15 protein-coding genes are annotated in these 16,024 nt (G+C 46.8%); 2 read left to right on the top strand and 13 right to left on the bottom strand.

The annotated features are described in order from the left end of the window. Positions 1-196: 196 nt before the first annotated feature. Complete coding sequence (locus J0X21_RS00520; protein ID WP_206808575.1) at positions 197-721, top strand: RNA polymerase sigma factor; 525 nt, start codon at positions 197-199, stop codon at positions 719-721. A gap of 17 nt (positions 722-738) precedes the next feature. After that, a complete protein-coding gene (locus J0X21_RS00515) occupies positions 739-1,566 on the top strand; it encodes an anti-sigma factor family protein (protein WP_206808573.1) in 828 nt (275 codons plus the stop codon). Between the two features lie 19 nt (positions 1,567-1,585). Here J0X21_RS00515 and J0X21_RS00510 read toward each other — a convergent pair whose 3' ends face one another. From J0X21_RS00510 to J0X21_RS00450, 13 genes are all read right to left on the bottom strand, one after another. Next, positions 1,586-2,506 (bottom strand): ketopantoate reductase family protein, encoded by a 921-nt coding sequence (locus J0X21_RS00510; RefSeq protein ID WP_206808571.1) that lies wholly within the window; start codon positions 2,504-2,506, stop codon positions 1,586-1,588. Between the two features lie 207 nt (positions 2,507-2,713). Beyond that, positions 2,714-4,558, bottom strand: coding sequence for a 6-bladed beta-propeller (locus J0X21_RS00505; RefSeq protein ID WP_206808569.1), 1,845 nt, complete (start codon positions 4,556-4,558; stop codon positions 2,714-2,716). A gap of 108 nt (positions 4,559-4,666) precedes the next feature. After that, the gene (locus J0X21_RS00500) at positions 4,667-6,250 is read right to left on the bottom strand and encodes a class I adenylate-forming enzyme family protein (RefSeq protein WP_206808567.1); all 1,584 of its coding nucleotides are present in this window, start codon (positions 6,248-6,250) and stop codon (positions 4,667-4,669) included. Between the two features lie 106 nt (positions 6,251-6,356). Continuing rightward, positions 6,357-7,163 carry an alpha/beta fold hydrolase gene (locus J0X21_RS00495; RefSeq protein WP_206808566.1) on the bottom strand — a complete coding sequence of 269 codons (807 nt, stop codon included), beginning with the start codon at positions 7,161-7,163 and terminating at the stop codon, positions 6,357-6,359. A gap of 37 nt (positions 7,164-7,200) precedes the next feature. After that, complete coding sequence (locus J0X21_RS00490; RefSeq protein WP_206808556.1) at positions 7,201-7,815, bottom strand: flavodoxin family protein; 615 nt, start codon at positions 7,813-7,815, stop codon at positions 7,201-7,203. A gap of 14 nt (positions 7,816-7,829) precedes the next feature. Further along, positions 7,830-8,903: a 3-oxoacyl-ACP synthase gene (locus tag J0X21_RS00485; RefSeq protein WP_206808554.1), complete on the bottom strand. Its 1,074-nt coding sequence runs from the start codon at positions 8,901-8,903 to the stop codon at positions 7,830-7,832. A 34-nt stretch (positions 8,904-8,937) separates the two neighbouring features. Continuing rightward, the gene (locus tag J0X21_RS00480; protein ID WP_206808553.1) at positions 8,938-10,521 is read right to left on the bottom strand and encodes a class I adenylate-forming enzyme family protein; all 1,584 of its coding nucleotides are present in this window, start codon (positions 10,519-10,521) and stop codon (positions 8,938-8,940) included. A gap of 24 nt (positions 10,522-10,545) precedes the next feature. Continuing rightward, the gene (gene fabG, locus J0X21_RS00475) at positions 10,546-11,286 is read right to left on the bottom strand and encodes a 3-oxoacyl-[acyl-carrier-protein] reductase (protein ID WP_206808549.1); all 741 of its coding nucleotides are present in this window, start codon (positions 11,284-11,286) and stop codon (positions 10,546-10,548) included. Between the two features lie 34 nt (positions 11,287-11,320). After that, complete coding sequence (locus J0X21_RS00470) at positions 11,321-12,352, bottom strand: branched-chain amino acid ABC transporter permease (protein ID WP_206808548.1); 1,032 nt, start codon at positions 12,350-12,352, stop codon at positions 11,321-11,323. Next, positions 12,345-13,217, bottom strand: coding sequence for a branched-chain amino acid ABC transporter permease (locus J0X21_RS00465; RefSeq protein ID WP_206808547.1), 873 nt, complete (start codon positions 13,215-13,217; stop codon positions 12,345-12,347). Before J0X21_RS00465 ends, J0X21_RS00470 begins: the two co-directional genes overlap by 8 nt. Before the next feature lie 2 nt (positions 13,218-13,219). After that, positions 13,220-13,948 (bottom strand): ABC transporter ATP-binding protein, encoded by a 729-nt coding sequence (locus J0X21_RS00460; RefSeq protein WP_206808545.1) that lies wholly within the window; start codon positions 13,946-13,948, stop codon positions 13,220-13,222. After that, a complete protein-coding gene (locus J0X21_RS00455) occupies positions 13,945-14,700 on the bottom strand; it encodes an ABC transporter ATP-binding protein (protein WP_206809368.1) in 756 nt (251 codons plus the stop codon). The genes J0X21_RS00460 and J0X21_RS00455 overlap by 4 nt, the downstream gene beginning before the upstream one ends. A 53-nt stretch (positions 14,701-14,753) precedes the next feature. After that, on the bottom strand, positions 14,754-15,986 hold the full coding sequence (locus tag J0X21_RS00450; RefSeq protein ID WP_206808544.1) for a substrate-binding domain-containing protein: 1,233 nt from the start codon (positions 15,984-15,986) through the stop codon (positions 14,754-14,756). Positions 15,987-16,024 lie beyond the last annotated feature (38 nt).

Here is a 16,024-nt window from a genome sequence, read left to right as displayed (position 1 = left end):
TGCATTATTTTGATTTAATTATGTTTTTATTTTGCATTAAGTTTAGCACGCATATTCAAAAAATACAACACAATCCAAATATCTCTCTGGCCCAAAATCACGCAAGATCTTCAAGAAAAAAGTTTTTTTCGCCAGACTAGCCATTTCCGACAGGAAAAACGTCTTTTATAATGAACAGTATAGTGGGGGTGATCAAGTGACCGGTCTGCAAGTCGCCGACCCACAGTTGGTGGCCAGAGCCAAGCAAGGAAACCATCTCGCTTTCATGGAGCTTATCGAAAAATATCAGCAAGCCCTATACTGTACTGCTTTAAGCATCTTGGGTTCGAGCTGGGACGCCTATGACGCCCTGCAGGACACCATGCTTCAAGCCTATCTTTCTCTGCCGAATCTAAAAGACAACCGCACGTTTAAGTTTTGGCTGACCCGCATCCTCATCAATAAATGCCATGATTTGCAGCGCAAACAAAAACACCTGATTCCCATGGCCCAAGCCGGAGAACAGCCGTACGAGCTAACCGGGCATGAAGACAACCTCGATTTGCTCAATGCCTTAGATAACATAGAGCCGAAATACCGCCTGGTCTTGAGTTTAAGATATTTTCAGGATCTAACCATCAAAGACATTGCCGCCCTCCTTAAATGCTCGGAGGCAACCGTTAAATCCCGCTTAAGTCAAGGCTTACAGGAACTCAAACTAATCCTGGGTTCCCAGGAATGAAGGGGAGGTGCTCTAAGATGAACTGTCAAGAAGTACGGGACAACTTGGAACCCTATATTTCCGCCGAACTGGAACCGGAAACGGCCCGCTCACTGGCACGCCATCTCGAGTCCTGTCCGGACTGCCGGCGGGAGTATCTCCGGACCAAAGAACTAATCACCGGCCTGCGCCAATTGCCAGGTCAAATCAAGCTAAAGGATGTGTTACAAGTGCAAATGCAGAATAAAATTATGAAAGAAGCCCAATCCAAAAAATCTAACCTCAGATCACGCTTTGCTTTCGGTGCGGCTGCCGTCTTCTTCATCCTCTTTACCTTGTCCAGTACCCTGCTGGCCTTTCCTGCCCTGGCGGAAAAATACACCCCATCTCTGCCGATTGTTCAGGACTTGAACAACCTTAAAACGGAAACGGCTGCCCTTAAAGATCAAACCCTTGCTCTTCAAAACGAAGCTGAGGCCTTAAAAGTGCAAATGAAGCAAATCGGCGGCACTCAGCTTAAAGTTGTGGAAACAGCCACCGCCTTGGACGCAACCGACAACACCGAAGTCCAGGCTTTAGCGCTCAGTTTTATTAAAGCCCAGTATAAAGGCGACCTGGAGAAAATTCAAAGCATCACCACGCCCGAATTCTATCAGAAAATCCTAGCCCGTCAGAGCCAATATATCTGGACCAATAATGGAGCCGTCATCTTTGGCAGCATCACCAATGTCGCCCAAGATAAAGACTCCTACCTTGTCTTTGTCCGCATCAGTGACAGCCGCGATGATTCTGAATTCCAGGAGAACTTTATTCTGGTCAAAGTGAATGGGGAGTATAAGATTAAGGAAGTAGAACTGGATAAATAGGAAGGTCTATTGGTGAATGCTAACTATTTAACCCTTGTTCATAAGGCTTTATTAATCCGTAGAACGTTCGAATTGTCGGCACCTCGACATCGAAGCGGCCGGCGATACGAATTGCCGCACCTTGAAGACTCTCTACTTCCAGTGGCAAGCCTTTGCGTAAATCCTGGTTCATTGAAGAAGTTGAACCTTTGGCATAATAACGGATTCCCTCGACATGTTGCTCCACAAAGTCATCCGGCATCTTAATCCCGCTTACCCTGGCCAGATTGAACATTTCCCTCAACGCTTGCGCAAATATCTCCTTGGTTGCCTCTATCTCGTTTATTTCATCAGTAGAGAGACGGCCCGCTGTTGTAACCCCGGCAAACGCTGTGATGAAACCATATTTAACCCAAATATCCATCATTATGTCGTGACTTAGTTTTATTTTAAAAGTAGCTTTAGTCAAAGCTTCATTAACTTGGCTGCAAAAATACTCCTGCGCAGGTTGTAATGGGCCAAAAACTATTTCGTGCATTTGGCCGCTATGGATTATTGTCCCTTCCTTATCAAGGGTCGAGACAATCCTGCATAATCCACCCAGAACATTTTCCCGCCCAAACTCCTTGGCAAGAATGTCAAAATGTTCAACTCCATTCAACAACGGCAATATTTTAGCACCTAAGCGCACTAAATATCCAAGTTGAGGAAGTGTCGCTGCCAGCTGATAATTCTTAATTGCCAGTAACACTAAGTCACATGCTTCAATTTCACGAATGTCAACGGCCAGCTTAGGGTGTATAGTGAGCTCTCCCAATGAGCTTTTTATTACCAAGCCTGTACTCTGCAACTGCTTTGCCCTTTTTTCACGTACGAGAAAAGTGACATCTAAGCCAGCCTCCGCCAACCTGCCGCCAAAATATCCTCCAACTGCGCCTGCCCCGATAATAACAATTTTCATACCGTTATCACTACCTCCCTTTCAAAGTCTCTTGAATGTTTAACTTTTAATAATTTATCATAAATCCTGGTCATTCAACATTCAAGCATTTTCAAGTGTTTTCGTTATCTTCATCTTCGCTTCATCTTGATTCTGCCCCTTAAAGTGTTCCAAAAAAAGAGGACCTTTCGGTCCCTTAACCATAAGTCTATGCAAAAGCGTGAATTTCTATGGAACAAATTTAGTGACCCGGTTCAATAAAGCATCCGTCACATACATTTCTCCGTTATTCCCGAACGCTATCCCCCAGGGTGAAAAGAAATTGCCCTCTGTCCCGCTAAAGGTGCCGATTTTCTCTAGGAACACTCCATTGTTGGTGAATTTTTGAATCCTGTTGTTGGAGGAATCGGAAACCCAAACATTATTAACTTTATCCACGGCAATACCAATGGGCAGGAAAAGATCGCCGTCACCCTCACCCCAGTTTTCCAGCGGGTCTTCCAGGGGAACTCCGCCATTGGTTCCCCATTTAGTAATAAAATTACCGTACTTGTCAAACTTTTGCACCCTATTGTTAATCCTGTCAACCACATAGATATTATCCTGCGAGTCGGCCGCGATATAGCTGGGCTGCCTGAACTGGCCGTCACCCATGCCTTCGCTGCCAAAGCTGTACATATAGTAACCAAGAGCGTTGTATTTCACTATCCTGTTATGGCCCGTATCTGCCACGTAAATGTTGCCATCACTGGTAGTACAGACACCCATGGGCAATGAGAGGTCGTAATAACCGAAGTTCATGATCCAGGTTCCGTCGGGGGAGAAGACCTGAATCCTGTTATTTCCAGTGTCGGCAATGTAAATATCGTCATACGTCTTGTCGTACCACACCTGTTTGGGGGTCGTGAACTGCCAGTAGTAGTACCCGTAAGCATCTGGTCCGCCATTCCCGCTGTTGCCGCCCCATTTGGCGAGCAGATTTCCGTTGCTGTCAAATTTCTGAATCCTGTGGTTAAAGGTATCTGATATATAAACATTGCCTGCGCTGTCTACCGCAGCACCAACGGCCTCGGAAAATACTTTATCGGCCTTCCTATCTGTTCCGATGTGCAGTTCAACCGAGGCATAAGTAGAATAGCCATGATATTTAAGCAACTGACTGTTACCGGTATCAGTCACTATAAAATGTACTCCGTCACCCAGCGGTATTACCTGATTAGGGAAAACGGGTTCCAGACGAACAATACCAATGTCAGTAGACCATTGGTAGACGTGGTTGCTGTTATATTTCTTAATCTTGTGGTTATAAGTGTCAGCAATATATACATCACCATTCGTATCAATATTTACACCCCTGGGATAACGGAATTGTGTCCCACTATCTCCTTGGATGCCGTCTCCCAACTGGGTTATATAGTTTCCGTTTACGTCAAGGATCTGGACCCTATTGTTAAAGGTGTCACAGATGTAAACCCTATCCCCGTTCACGTTTTTCTTAATGGATATTCCCTGGGGAAGCCTAAACTTCCCATTGGCCGTACCCCTGCCGCCGTAGGTATAAAGGTACGTGCCGTTTTCATCAAATACCTGGATTCTGTCATTGAACTCATCTACAACATGGTAACGGTTCTGGCTGTCGATGCCGATTTCCCTGGCCAGTCCGAATTGACCCGGATTCGAACCTTTCGTCCCCCAGGCTCTAATAAAGTTCCAATTGGAGTCAAATTTCTGGATTCGATAATTTGCCGTATCCGCTACTAAAATATTGCCTTTGTTGTCGATAGCAACCCCGAAGGGCGTATTAAACTGGCCATTGCCGGAACCTAAGGATCCAAACTTTCTTAAGACATTGCCACTTTGATCCATTTTAACGATTCTGTGATCAGCCATGTCAGCAACATAAATATTGCCTGTAGAATCTTTAGCCAGGGACACCGGCGTGTTCAAGATCAAACCGGTCCCTTCGTTGGCTGTCCCCCAGATCTGAACTGCAGTATGAGCCGAAGCTAGAGGGGCCATCAGCATGGACAAGGCGACAATTAAAATGATGCTTAATACTCTCTTCTTCCGCATAATATTGTCTCCCCCTTTCTTAAATAAGGAAACAGAGCCAAATTCCTTAGAAACCGCCGCGAATTATTGCCTCTTAATTCGTCCTGAAGAAACAAGTGTTTCAACGACTTAATCATCCTGGGGCTTTCCGTATAATCGCACCGCTTCCTGGACCACTATCTTGCCGGCGGAATTCTTGGGTATCTCGTCCACAAAGGTTACATACTTAGGAACCTTATAAGGAGCAAGCCGTGTTTTGAGAAAAGCGATCACCTGTTCCTTGGAGATATGCTGGACTGGTTTGAGTGCGATAATGGCCTTGCCAACTTCCCCCCATTTGGAATCAGGCACCCCAATCACGCAGCACTCATGAACTTCCGCAATTTGATAAAGTTCAGTTTCAATTTCCGAAGGAAATACATTTTCACCCCCGCTAATAAACATATTTTTCTTTCTGCCTACGATATAATAAAAGCCGTCTTTATCCTGCTTGCCCATGTCGCCGGTATAAACCCAACCGTCACGTAAAGTTTTCTTGGTCTCTTCTTCATTGCGCCAATATCCAGAAAATATTTGGGGTCCGCTGAAAATTATTTCGCCCGTTTCCTCTACTCCCACTTCTCTCCCATAATCATCCACAATTTTCGCTACGGTAAAGGAAAACGGTTTTCCTACAGATGCATGTTTTTCTCGCAGTTCCATTATGCTCATTAAATTGACCGGTATCACTAAGTTTGTCGGCCCACCCTCTGTTAAGCCATAGGCAAGACCTATCTTGATGCCTTTTTCCCAGAACTTCTCCATGAGCTGCACAGGAGTAGGAGCAGCACCGGAGATAACCCACTCAACTGTTGACCAATCAGTAGTTTCGAATTCCGGCTGGTCAATTATCATTCTCAAAATAGTGGCAGCAGCAAACACAAAATTCGGTTTGTACTCATTAATGACCCTTAAGACAAGTTTCGGGTCAAAAGTTCTATTTATTAATAATCTACCGCCAGCTTTTAAGATAGCCAGAGTTACGAAATTCCAACCCCCGGTATGAAATAAAGGCATAAACAGATGAGCTGTTTTATCCCAATTCACTCCCGTGTCTAAGATAGTATTTAATTGATTATAGAGAACTGCCCTATAGGAAATCATAGCTCCTTTGGGAAGCCCGGTGGTCCCTCCGGTATGGAGCAAAAGATAGATGTCTTCTAAATCAAGGCCTCGGCACTTGCGCGGACTGTTGTTTGCATGACTCATGATTTCAGTGTAATCCATGTTATTCCGGTCTTGTTCAGGGTGGAGTTTTTCGTCCGTCAATACGACATAGTACATAGAAAAGGATGGATGTTTTAATTTTAGGACGGCGGGCTCAAATATTTCTTCATAAAAAAGAACTTTCGGCTCTTCATTTTCTAAGAGCTTGGATAATTCACCGGGGGTAAGCCTTATGTTATAAGGAACAAAAATGGCTCCCAACTTGCCGCAGGCAAAAATGCCGTCAAACATTTCAATCCGGTTTCTGGAAAGAAAAGCAACTCTGTCACCTTTTCGGATATTAAATTTATTCGCTAAATAATTAGCCAACCTGTTGGCGCGATTATTTAAGTCTCCGTAGGTGTAATGGATACCCGAGTCCAGATCGATAATTGCTTCCCGACTGGGATTCAGCATTGCCCTTTGTCCGATTAAATCTCCTACCCAATCCCAACTTTCCGGTGTCATCCCGCATCATCTCCTATCTATGTGGTCTCTCTTTGCAACACTAATCCGGAGCCTCTCCCCCAAGGGCTGTTCCGACATGACCAACCATATTTCTGCTATATTTGCCCTAGCGCACCTGGGCAACCCGTTGCCAAAAATCCAGGACATGCCGGTTAAACTCCGCCGCGTTCTCAATGAAAAAGAGATGTCCTCCTGGCAACGTAATTAACTGAGCTCCCGGAATACTCTTTGCTAATAACGAGGAGTTTTGCGGTGGGAGCACGATATCCTCCAAACCCGTAAGGACGAGCGTAGGCACTTGAATTTGGGCAAGATCACCTTCAGCATTAAAATCCACCCCGGCCTGAAATTGTCTTGCCCAGGCAAACCGTGGCGTCGGTTTTACAAGGCGCCACCTTACCAATTGCGTCATAATCTCCGGTTCTTGAGCTCTAAACTTCGGAGACAAGGCAATCTCAAAACCCCAACGGATAGCTTCTTCAGGTGTTAAGCCTGTGACCTGATGCATACTGGCCAGAGCTTCTTCTGTCATAGGTAGGCTGTGCGGCCCGCCAAAAGACGTACCAGCCAGAACCAGGCTCCTCACTAACTCAGGATGACGCAGGGCGAGTTTCTGGGCAACAAACCCTCCCATGGACGTCCCTAAAACATGGACTCTCGTTAAACCTAAAGCCTTAAGTAAACCGGCGGCATCATCGGCCAGCAAATCGATCGAATAAGGTGTGTCCGGTTTGTCGCTTTCTCCCACTCCCCGGTTATCAAAGATAACGGTCAGGTAAGACGCGGCAAATTCCTCAATCTGCCGAAACCACTGCCACGTCGCATAACCTAAGCCTTCTACGAGTAGAACGGGTTCTCCGGAACCATGAACTTCATAGTACACTTCCACTCCGTTTACACTAACCTTCGGCATTACCCAAATCATCTCCGCCATCATGGTTGTAGTCATTTTATTTTTTTAACTGTTTCAGAACAAACCCCATATTATCGGACATGTGCCTGATGATACCGATTCCTTCTGCATCCTGATCGGCATCTACTTTCCCGCCCGTTCCGGCCACTCCCACATTCCAGTAGTTAGATCCCACCACAATCATATCGTTTACAGTCGCCCAGAGCAGCAACTGGGCAAAGGCAAAGTTTTGGCCGGCCCGTCGGGCAACTGTAATGGGGGCCATTACTTTTCCGGAAAATGCCGTCCCTTTCCACTGGTAAGACGAATTACCTGATTTCATATCATTGGCAACCCAGCGGCACAGAAACCCAGCCCGATCTAACAAAGCCTTCAGTTTAGGGGTAATCGAAGAGTGATATACCGGGGAACCTAGGATAAGCCCATCCGCCTCCATCATTTTCTGAAACAGCTCTTGAAAGTCATCCTCGATGCTGCATTCTTTCGTGTTAACACAAGCATAACAACCGCTGCACTGGTCAATTTTTTTATCTGCCAAACGGATTAATTCTGTCTCGATCCCTTGCTTCTGCAGTTGTTCAAGCGCCGTCCCGACTAAAAACTCTGTATTCCCTTTAACCCTTGGACTTCCACAAAAACCAACTACCTTCATAGATGATACCTCCTTTAATTCGATCCCCATTTGACGGCAGTTGCGACCCAGGAGTATCCTGTACCGGCACCCAGCATGATTGCTAAATCCCCGTCCTGAATACGCCCCAATTTTAAACCCTCGTATAGCGAAATATAAGCGTCAGCAGATTGAACATGTCCGAAGTTTTTAAGGATAAAGGACTGTTCCGGCGTCATATCGAACTGTTTGAGAATATAATCTAGGATTGAACTCTTCATGAAGATAGGGGCCAAAAATTTAATTTCGCCAGGGCTATAGCCGCTTTTCTCAGCAGCTCCCCGGATTACCTTAACAAAATTTGTTAATGATACCGCATCCAAGCGGTCTTTCATGGAAACCGGATCGAGCACATCCAAACCGTAATAAGAAACCTTGGACCCGCGGGCTTTCTCGGTTTCATATCTTCCGAAATCCTGTTCTATCCGAAGGTTTTGAGGGTAGGAGACATTACCGACAGCATACACCGCTACATCCGTAGCAAAGCTCCCGTCCGTGATCATTTCGGTTTCCAGCACTTCATTGCATTCATAGTTTCTTTGGAGGAGGCAGGCCGCCGCCCCATCAGCAAAATTAAACATAAACCTGGCGCGTTCGTTTTGGTAATCTATGAGGTCAGATTCCCTCGTTCCGACAACTAAGAGAGCATTTTTGATTTCCGGGTGAACCAGCATTAATGATTTAGCCAGTTGTAAGGCCAGCGGACCGGAGGAGCACAGGTTATGCAGTTCGAAAGACTTGGCGTTTACGGCACCCAGTTTGTGTTGAATTTGGGCTGAACAGTTATACACATAATAGTCACGATATTCACTGCCATGGTAGATCAGAAGATCTACCTCTTCAGGCTCAATAATATCCCTAATACAGGCACGGGCTGCCTTGACACACATTTCGGAAACCGTATCCTCCGGCGCAGCCTTGCGTTTGGACTCTATGCCAAATTTATCCCTAATCACATCTTCGGGAATTCCACTGCGCTCAGCTATTTCCGAACTGGTAATGATAGTATCCGGATAATACACTCCTATGTTACGAATCCCGATAGGCACTTTTGTAATTATCTTTGCCATGATTTTTAGCCTCTTCTATTCAAATATTCAGACTTCAGGGCAGAAGGCCCTCATCCCGGGGCTGTCCATATAGACGCACCGCTTCTTGGGCCACAATTTTACCCACCGAGTTTTTCGGCACTTCAGGGACAAACGCCACATATCTTGGGACTTTATACGGGGCAAGCTTTGTCTTGAGAAAATTTACTACCTGCTCTTTAGAGATGCTCATACCCGGCTTGGGGGCAATGATAGCCTTACCGACCTCTCCCCACTTGGAATCAGGCACTCCAATAACGCAGCACTCATGGACTTCGGGAATTTCATAAAGAATAGTCTCAATTTCCGGGGGGAATACGTTTTCACCTCCGCTAATGAACATGTTTTTCTTCCTGCCGACAATATAATAGAAGCCGTCTTCGTCCTTTTGAGCCATATCCCCGGTATAGACCCAGCCATTTTTTAAGGTCTTCTTCGTTTCTTGCTCATTGCGCCAATAACCGGAGAAGATCTGAGGGCCGCTAAAAATAAGTTCGCCTGCTTCCCCTGCACCTACTTCGTCCCCTTCTTCATTAACGATTTTGGCAACGGTAAAGTAAAAAGGTTTTCCCACCGAAGCATGTTTAAGTTTGAGTTGTTCAAAATTCATAAACTTAACCGGCGCACACAAATTGGTAGGGCCTCCCTCGGTTAAACCATAACCAAGGCACATTTTTATCCCTTTGTCCCAGAACTTCTCCATCAGTTGTACGGGTGTGGAAGCAGCCCCGGACATAACCCACTCCACCGATGACCAATCCGTGATGTCAAACTCTGCTTGATCTGCGATCATACGGAAAATAGTAGCCGCTCCAAAAACATAATTTGGTTTATATTCTGCAACAACCCGCAAAGCGAGGCCGGGATCAAATGAGCGGTTAATAAGCACCCGCCCCCCTATCGCCAACATTCCCAGAGTCAGTAAGTTCCAGCCGCCGGTATGGAATAAAGGCAATAAGAGATGAAAGGTTTTATCCGAGTCTAATTCCCAGTCCAAAATATTATTCAATTGGTTATAGAGCACAGCCCTATGGGAAATCATAGCCCCTTTGGGGAGTCCTGTGGTGCCGCCGGTGTGCACCAGCAAATAGATATCCTCCAATTTCAGTCCCTGGCAACGTCTGGGTTTGGTATTGGGATAATTCATGATTTCCGTGTAGGCAAGATTTCCATCCACACTTGTCTCTGCTAATACTGCGTAATGTTTCAACCTGGGAAGGCTCTCTCTCAATTCTTGTACGAGCGGATCAAAAAAGTCTTCATAAAACAAGATTTTGGGTTCTTCGTTTTCCATAAGTTTGGCCAATTCTCCGGGAGTGAGCCGAATGTTGTAAGGGACAAAAATTGCTCCTAGTTTCCCGCACGCGAAGAAGGCATCAAACATTTCCACCCGGTTCCTGGAAAGGAAAGCGATTCTGTCCCCTTTCTCAATCCCTAACTGTTCAGCCAAGTAATTAGCCAGGCGGTTGGCCCGCTCGTTTAAGTCCCTGTAAGTATAGGGGATACCGCTATCCAGATCGACTAATGCTTCCCGTTTAGGATTTAGCATTGCCATGCGGCCAATCAAATCCCCCAGCCATTCCCAATCCTCATGTACCACTTGATATCCTCCCTCCTCCAAGCCTTATACCACTAAACCCCCATCAACACTTAATACTGTCCCGTTAATATAGCCTGCTTCCTCAGACGCCAGAAAAAGATAAGCATAGGCAACATCACGCACCTGGCCCAAACGCCCGACAGGAGTTTTTTCTTCCATTAGTTTAAGTACCTTTTCCGGAACCTTTGCCGTCATATCTGTCACAATAAAACCGGGGGCTACCGCATTGACGGTAATTCCTCTTTTTCCTAGTTCTTTGGCCCATGATTTTGTCAGACCGATAACCCCGGCTTTGGTAGCAGCATAATTGGTTTGGCCGATATTTCCATATAATCCTACAACCGATGAAGCATTTATAATACGCCCATATCCCTGGGCCGCCATCACAGGCACTATCGCCTTAGTACAGTTGAATACACCCGTCAGGTTAACCGCAATTACCTTTTTCCATTGTTCACTGCTGATTTTAGTGAGTAAGGCATCGCTCGTGATCCCGGCATTGTTAATCAGAATATCAACCTGTCCAAACCTTTGAACGACACTCTCTACCATATCCTGGGTTTGCCTTTCATCCGTTACATCCACTGAGCAGAAAAAACTTGCCCCGCCCATCGCCTGCATTTCTTGCACCAGTGCTTCACCCGCAACCCGCTCGGTATCTGCCACAACTACCTTTGCCCCTTCATCGAGAAAAAGCCACGCTGTTTCTTTCCCGATTCCCTTGGCCCCGCCGGTAATAATCGCAACCTTATCCTTAAGACGCATGAATTCCCTTCTCTCCTTTGCTCAGATACTTGCTTTAGTCGCCTGCACTTATAGTTACGGAAGGCTTGTTTTTGGTACTCCGGATACGCATGAGCGTTCCTAATATCCCTCCCGGAAAAAAGAGCACAATACCGATATAGAGCAGTCCGAAAATGATGTACCACCGTTCGAAAATGGGATGCACTTTCGCCAGTTCAGACAGCCAGTTTTTGGCCATGCCGGTGATACCGGAGCCGAGCAATGCTCCATAGAGGGTTCCGGTACCGCCGATAGTCGTCATGAGCAAAGCGTCAATCGTTTTGTCCACGGTCATCACCCCGGTACTGACAAAGCGCTGTTGCAGAGCCCAGGCTACTCCGGCAAAGCTGGCAACCACTCCGGCAATTACGTTTGAGATCAGTTTGAACTTTAAGACATCATACCCCAGAAATTCCGCACGTTTTTCGTTTTCCCTAATCGCTTGCAAGACTTTCCCTGTAGGAGATTCAATAAAACGCCTCAGGAAAACCACAATTAATGCGAGCAAGACCAAACTAACATAATAGTACACTACCCGGTCCTGAAGAACGGCCGGAACGTTGAAACTGAAACCATCGGCTCCGTTGGTCACACTGCGCCATTTCTCGGCGATGATAAAAAACAGCTCGGCAAAAGCCAACGTGATCATGGCATAGTAAACATCTTTCAAGCGCAGTGACAAGTAACCGATGATCAGTGCCATAACCGTCACCAACAAAATGCCGCCGCCAATTGCGAGGAACAGATAGCCTAGTTTGGGGCCTGTGCGGGCAAAGATCAGCCCTGTCATATAGGCTCCGGTACCGAAGAACAAAGCGTGTCCAAACGAAACGATTCCGGTATACCCGAGCAGAATATCATAACTCATAGCGAAAATACCCATAATGAAGATTTCAGTCAAAAGGTTAAGCATACTGCGTGACGGTGTAATGAGTGGAACAGCAACCAAGATAAGCAGCAAGAGAATAGGAACTGTACGGGATGAACGGGGAAGGGACAGAAGACCGCGTATTTTATGCATCCGTGTCGGCAAGGAAACATCAGGCATTGCGCCCACCTCCCATGCCGAAAAGTCCATTCGGTTTAAGCAAAAGCACAATAGCCATAAGGATTACATTTACCGCCAGCGAAGCCTCCGGAAAAACCCAGGCAGTATATGCTCCCGCCAAACCCACTAAGATGCCTCCCAGAGCAGAACCTACAAAACTTCCCATCCCGCCGATCACGACCACGATAAACGCCAGCATCTGATTCTCAAGACCCATATTGGGATTTACAGCTCCGAGTGCCGGGGCCATCATAATTCCTCCCAAGGCAGCCAACGCTGCCCCGCTTACGAAGACCAGGCTAAACGTACGGCGAATGTTGATTGCCAGCACCTGTACCATTTCTTGATTCTGCACTCCTGCCCGTACGATCATCCCGATGCGTGTGCGGGTCAGAATGAAATGGCCTGCAACTGCCACCACCAGACCGACAATAATCGTAAAGATCCGGTACTTGACAATAATAATACCGCCTAGATCCCAACTTCCGGCTAAAAGAGGCGGAACAGATACCGCAATGATATTAGGACCAAAAACTGCTTTAAGTACTTCATTTAAGACTAACATTAACCCTGTGGTTATCAGTACCTGGGCCACCGGCTTACCATAGACCCTCCTTACGGTCGTTAACTCAGCCAAATATCCGACCACTATCCCCACAGCCATTCCTGCCAGCAGAGCAAGGGTAAAACTCTGGGTTTTGGAGTATGCCCATACTCCGGAATAAGCACCTGCCATAAAGATGCTGCCATGCGCAAAATTCAAGACTCCCATAAGCCCAAAGATCAAAGACAGGCCGGATGCTACCAAAAATATCATCATACCCGTGGCCAGGCCGTTTAAGGTGAGATTAACAAAAGTATCCATCCTCACACCACCTTCCCGCCGTGGCTCGGAGCCGTGATTCCTAAATAGCGGCGCTGAAGCTCTTTATTTTTCCCCAATTCACTCATAACCCCTGATTTTACGGTGCTTCCATCATCGATAATAATGTATCTCTCCCCAACAGCCAGAGCTAACGCAAAGTTTTGCTCCACCAGCACTACGGTTGTATGCTTTTTAAGCTCGCGGATCACGTCCGCCAGCCTGGCGACCACGATCGGCGCCAATCCTTTGCTTGGTTCGTCAATGAGGAGCAGCTGATTATCATTAAGCAAAGTCCTGGCGATTGCCAGCATTTGTTTCTGTCCCCCGCTTAAACCACCGCTTTTTTGCTTGAGTTTCTCTTTTAGATCCGGAAAGATGTCCATGACCATGTGCCAGCGGGATTTAGTCTCATCATCCTTTTTACGCGTGGACAATAGAAGATTTTCTTCCACGGTTAAATCAGTAAAAATCCCCTGATCTTCCGGAATAAACCCAATTCCTTTACGGGCTATAGCGTAAGGGGGCAACCCCTTAATGCTTTTTCCTCGATAGGTAATACTGCCCCGGGACGGAGGAGTGAGCCCCATAATGGTTCTCAGGGTAGTGGTCTTACCTGCCCCATTGCGACCTAAAATAACTGTAACCCCACCTTCGGGCACTTCCAGGTTAATATCCTGCAAGATATGGAATTGCCCGATAAATGTCTCAACCGCAGCTAAAGATAATATCATGGGGCGATCCCTCCCAGATAGGCAGCCTGAACCTGTTCATTCTCCATAATTTGCCTTGGGTTCCCTTGAGCCAGCAGTCTCCCATTGGCTAAAACCACTAGCGTATCCGAGAGGGACATGACCATATCGATCTTATGTTCAACCAGTAGAATCGTCCGTTTGTCCGTCTTCAAACGCGCAAGCAGTTCCAGGATTGCAGGCACTTCCTCCACCGCCATCCCTGCGGTCGGCTCATCCAGAAGCAAAACCTCGGGCTCCAATGCAAGGATGATGGCTATTTCCAATTTGCGTTTTTCTCCGTGGGCGAGGAAACGGGAAGGCTGGGCAGCCTTTCCGCTAAGCTTTACAGATTCCAGAAGAGCCATGGCCTGATCCGAAAACCGGCTGTACTTGCGATGATGGCGCAAAATCTGGTAATGTATCCCTGAGCGGGCCTGGACAGCCAAACGCACATTTTCCAGTACTGTTAGGTCCGGAAAGATGTTGCTGATTTGAAAGTTGCGCCCCATTCCAAGTCTTGTCCTCAGGTGAGCCGGAATATCAGTTACGTCATGCCCCTTAAAGAGGATCCTGCCGGAGGTCGGGAAAAACTGTCCGCTCAACAAGTTAAAAAAAGTGGTTTTACCCGCGCCGTTGGGTCCAATAATCGAGACAAACTTGTTAGGCATGATATCCAGGTTAACATGGTCAACTGCCGTATGCCCCCCAAACATGATGGTTAAATCCTGAGTGCGTATAATCGGCTCAGCCATGGCTTTCCTCCTGTACAAAAATCGAATCAATTTTTCTTGCGACTTTATATTTCTTATCTCTTATTAAGTATTGGCGGCGCAGTTTCTTCCGGAGTCATTTCCCGTAAGAGCACCGGCACCGGCCAGGCCACACCTTCTTTTTTCTCCAACCGGACAGCATAAAGTGCCTGCAAAGCCTGATGATCTTCCTGGCGGAAAGTCATTTTGCCTTTCGGTGAATCAAAAGACATTCCTTCCATGGTGGCAATGAGTTTTTCCGCATCGGCATCACCACCGGTTTTTTCCAGGGCCTGCACGATAGCCATGGCTGCAGTCATACCCCCCGCAGTAAAAAGATCAGGTGGCTCATTGTATTTCTTTTGATGTGCTTGAACCAGCCAGTCGTTTACCGAATTTTTGGGCAATTCATAATAGTACAACCCAAGCCCTTCCATCCCGACAATGCTCCACATAGTTTTTAGGGCAGCAATGTCCGGTACTCCGGTGGAAACCTTAATACCCTTCTCCGGCACTTTCAGATCGGAAATCTGTTGCCAAGGAGCATTGGCTCCTGCCCAAATAACATAGAGATAATCTGGTTTTTCAGCAATAATCCGCTGTAAAATTGCCGTAAAATCCGGATTATTAGTAGCCTGATACTCTTCGAGCACAATTTTGGCGCCCAATTTTTCGGCCGCCGGTTTGAAAGCTTTCGCCCCATCGCGTCCGTAAGCACTGTCCGGAGCCAAGATGGCAATCTTTCCTCCTGGTTTAGCAATAGCAGCGGCTCCCGCTATCGCATCTTGGGAAGAGTTCCGGGCAGTGCGGAAAATGTACCGGTTCCACTGCGCACCGGTAATCGAATCAGCCACAGCCGGTTCGACCACCATGATCTTTTTGTACTCCTGTGCCAGGGGCACAACGGCCAAGGCGTCGGTCGAACTGGCACTACCTACTAACAGATCCACTTTGTCTTCTTCCAAAAGTTTAATTGCTTTTTGTTTCGCCACTTCCGGTTTGGTTTGGGTATCTTCGACAATGACTTGAATGGGCCGTCCTCCTACTTGCTTACTGCCCTTTGTTGCATATTCCAGACCAAGTTCAAACCCCTTGATGTGCTGTTTTCCATACCCCTCCAAAGCACCGGTCTGAGATGTAACAATTCCAATTTTTATAGGTGCTTTCTCTGCTCCCCCTTGCCCACCGGAGTTGGCAGACGGCTGCGAGCCACAACCGGATAGAAGCAGGGTAAGTCCAAGTATGCTTACGATGCCAACTTTTACTCGCTTGAGATTCTTAGGATTCATCCGATAACCCTCCCAATTCATAAGATTCTGGATATTAT

It is taken from the genome of Paradesulfitobacterium ferrireducens (genome assembly GCF_017310645.1).
In the GTDB taxonomy this organism is placed as follows: domain Bacteria; phylum Bacillota; class Desulfitobacteriia; order Desulfitobacteriales; family Desulfitobacteriaceae; genus Paradesulfitobacterium; species Paradesulfitobacterium ferrireducens.
This window is presented reverse-complemented; position numbering and strand designations above follow the sequence as displayed.

Coding starts and splice junctions, on each gene's coding strand:
- J0X21_RS00485 (WP_206808554.1), bottom strand. CDS start 8,903: ATGGCAAAGATAATTACAAAAGTGCCTATCGGGATTCGTAACATAGGA.
- J0X21_RS00450 (WP_206808544.1), bottom strand. CDS start 15,986: ATGAATCCTAAGAATCTCAAGCGAGTAAAAGTTGGCATCGTAAGCATA.
- J0X21_RS00460 (WP_206808545.1), bottom strand. CDS start 13,948: ATGATATTATCTTTAGCTGCGGTTGAGACATTTATCGGGCAATTCCAT.
- J0X21_RS00500 (WP_206808567.1), bottom strand. CDS start 6,250: ATGACACCGGAAAGTTGGGATTGGGTAGGAGATTTAATCGGACAAAGG.
- J0X21_RS00515 (WP_206808573.1), top strand. CDS start 739: ATGAACTGTCAAGAAGTACGGGACAACTTGGAACCCTATATTTCCGCC.
- J0X21_RS00505 (WP_206808569.1), bottom strand. CDS start 4,558: ATGCGGAAGAAGAGAGTATTAAGCATCATTTTAATTGTCGCCTTGTCC.
- J0X21_RS00490 (WP_206808556.1), bottom strand. CDS start 7,815: ATGAAGGTAGTTGGTTTTTGTGGAAGTCCAAGGGTTAAAGGGAATACA.
- J0X21_RS00470 (WP_206808548.1), bottom strand. CDS start 12,352: ATGCCTGATGTTTCCTTGCCGACACGGATGCATAAAATACGCGGTCTT.
- fabG (WP_206808549.1), bottom strand. CDS start 11,286: ATGCGTCTTAAGGATAAGGTTGCGATTATTACCGGCGGGGCCAAGGGA.
- J0X21_RS00455 (WP_206809368.1), bottom strand. CDS start 14,700: ATGGCTGAGCCGATTATACGCACTCAGGATTTAACCATCATGTTTGGG.
- J0X21_RS00465 (WP_206808547.1), bottom strand. CDS start 13,217: ATGGATACTTTTGTTAATCTCACCTTAAACGGCCTGGCCACGGGTATG.
- J0X21_RS00510 (WP_206808571.1), bottom strand. CDS start 2,506: ATGAAAATTGTTATTATCGGGGCAGGCGCAGTTGGAGGATATTTTGGC.
- J0X21_RS00495 (WP_206808566.1), bottom strand. CDS start 7,163: ATGCCGAAGGTTAGTGTAAACGGAGTGGAAGTGTACTATGAAGTTCAT.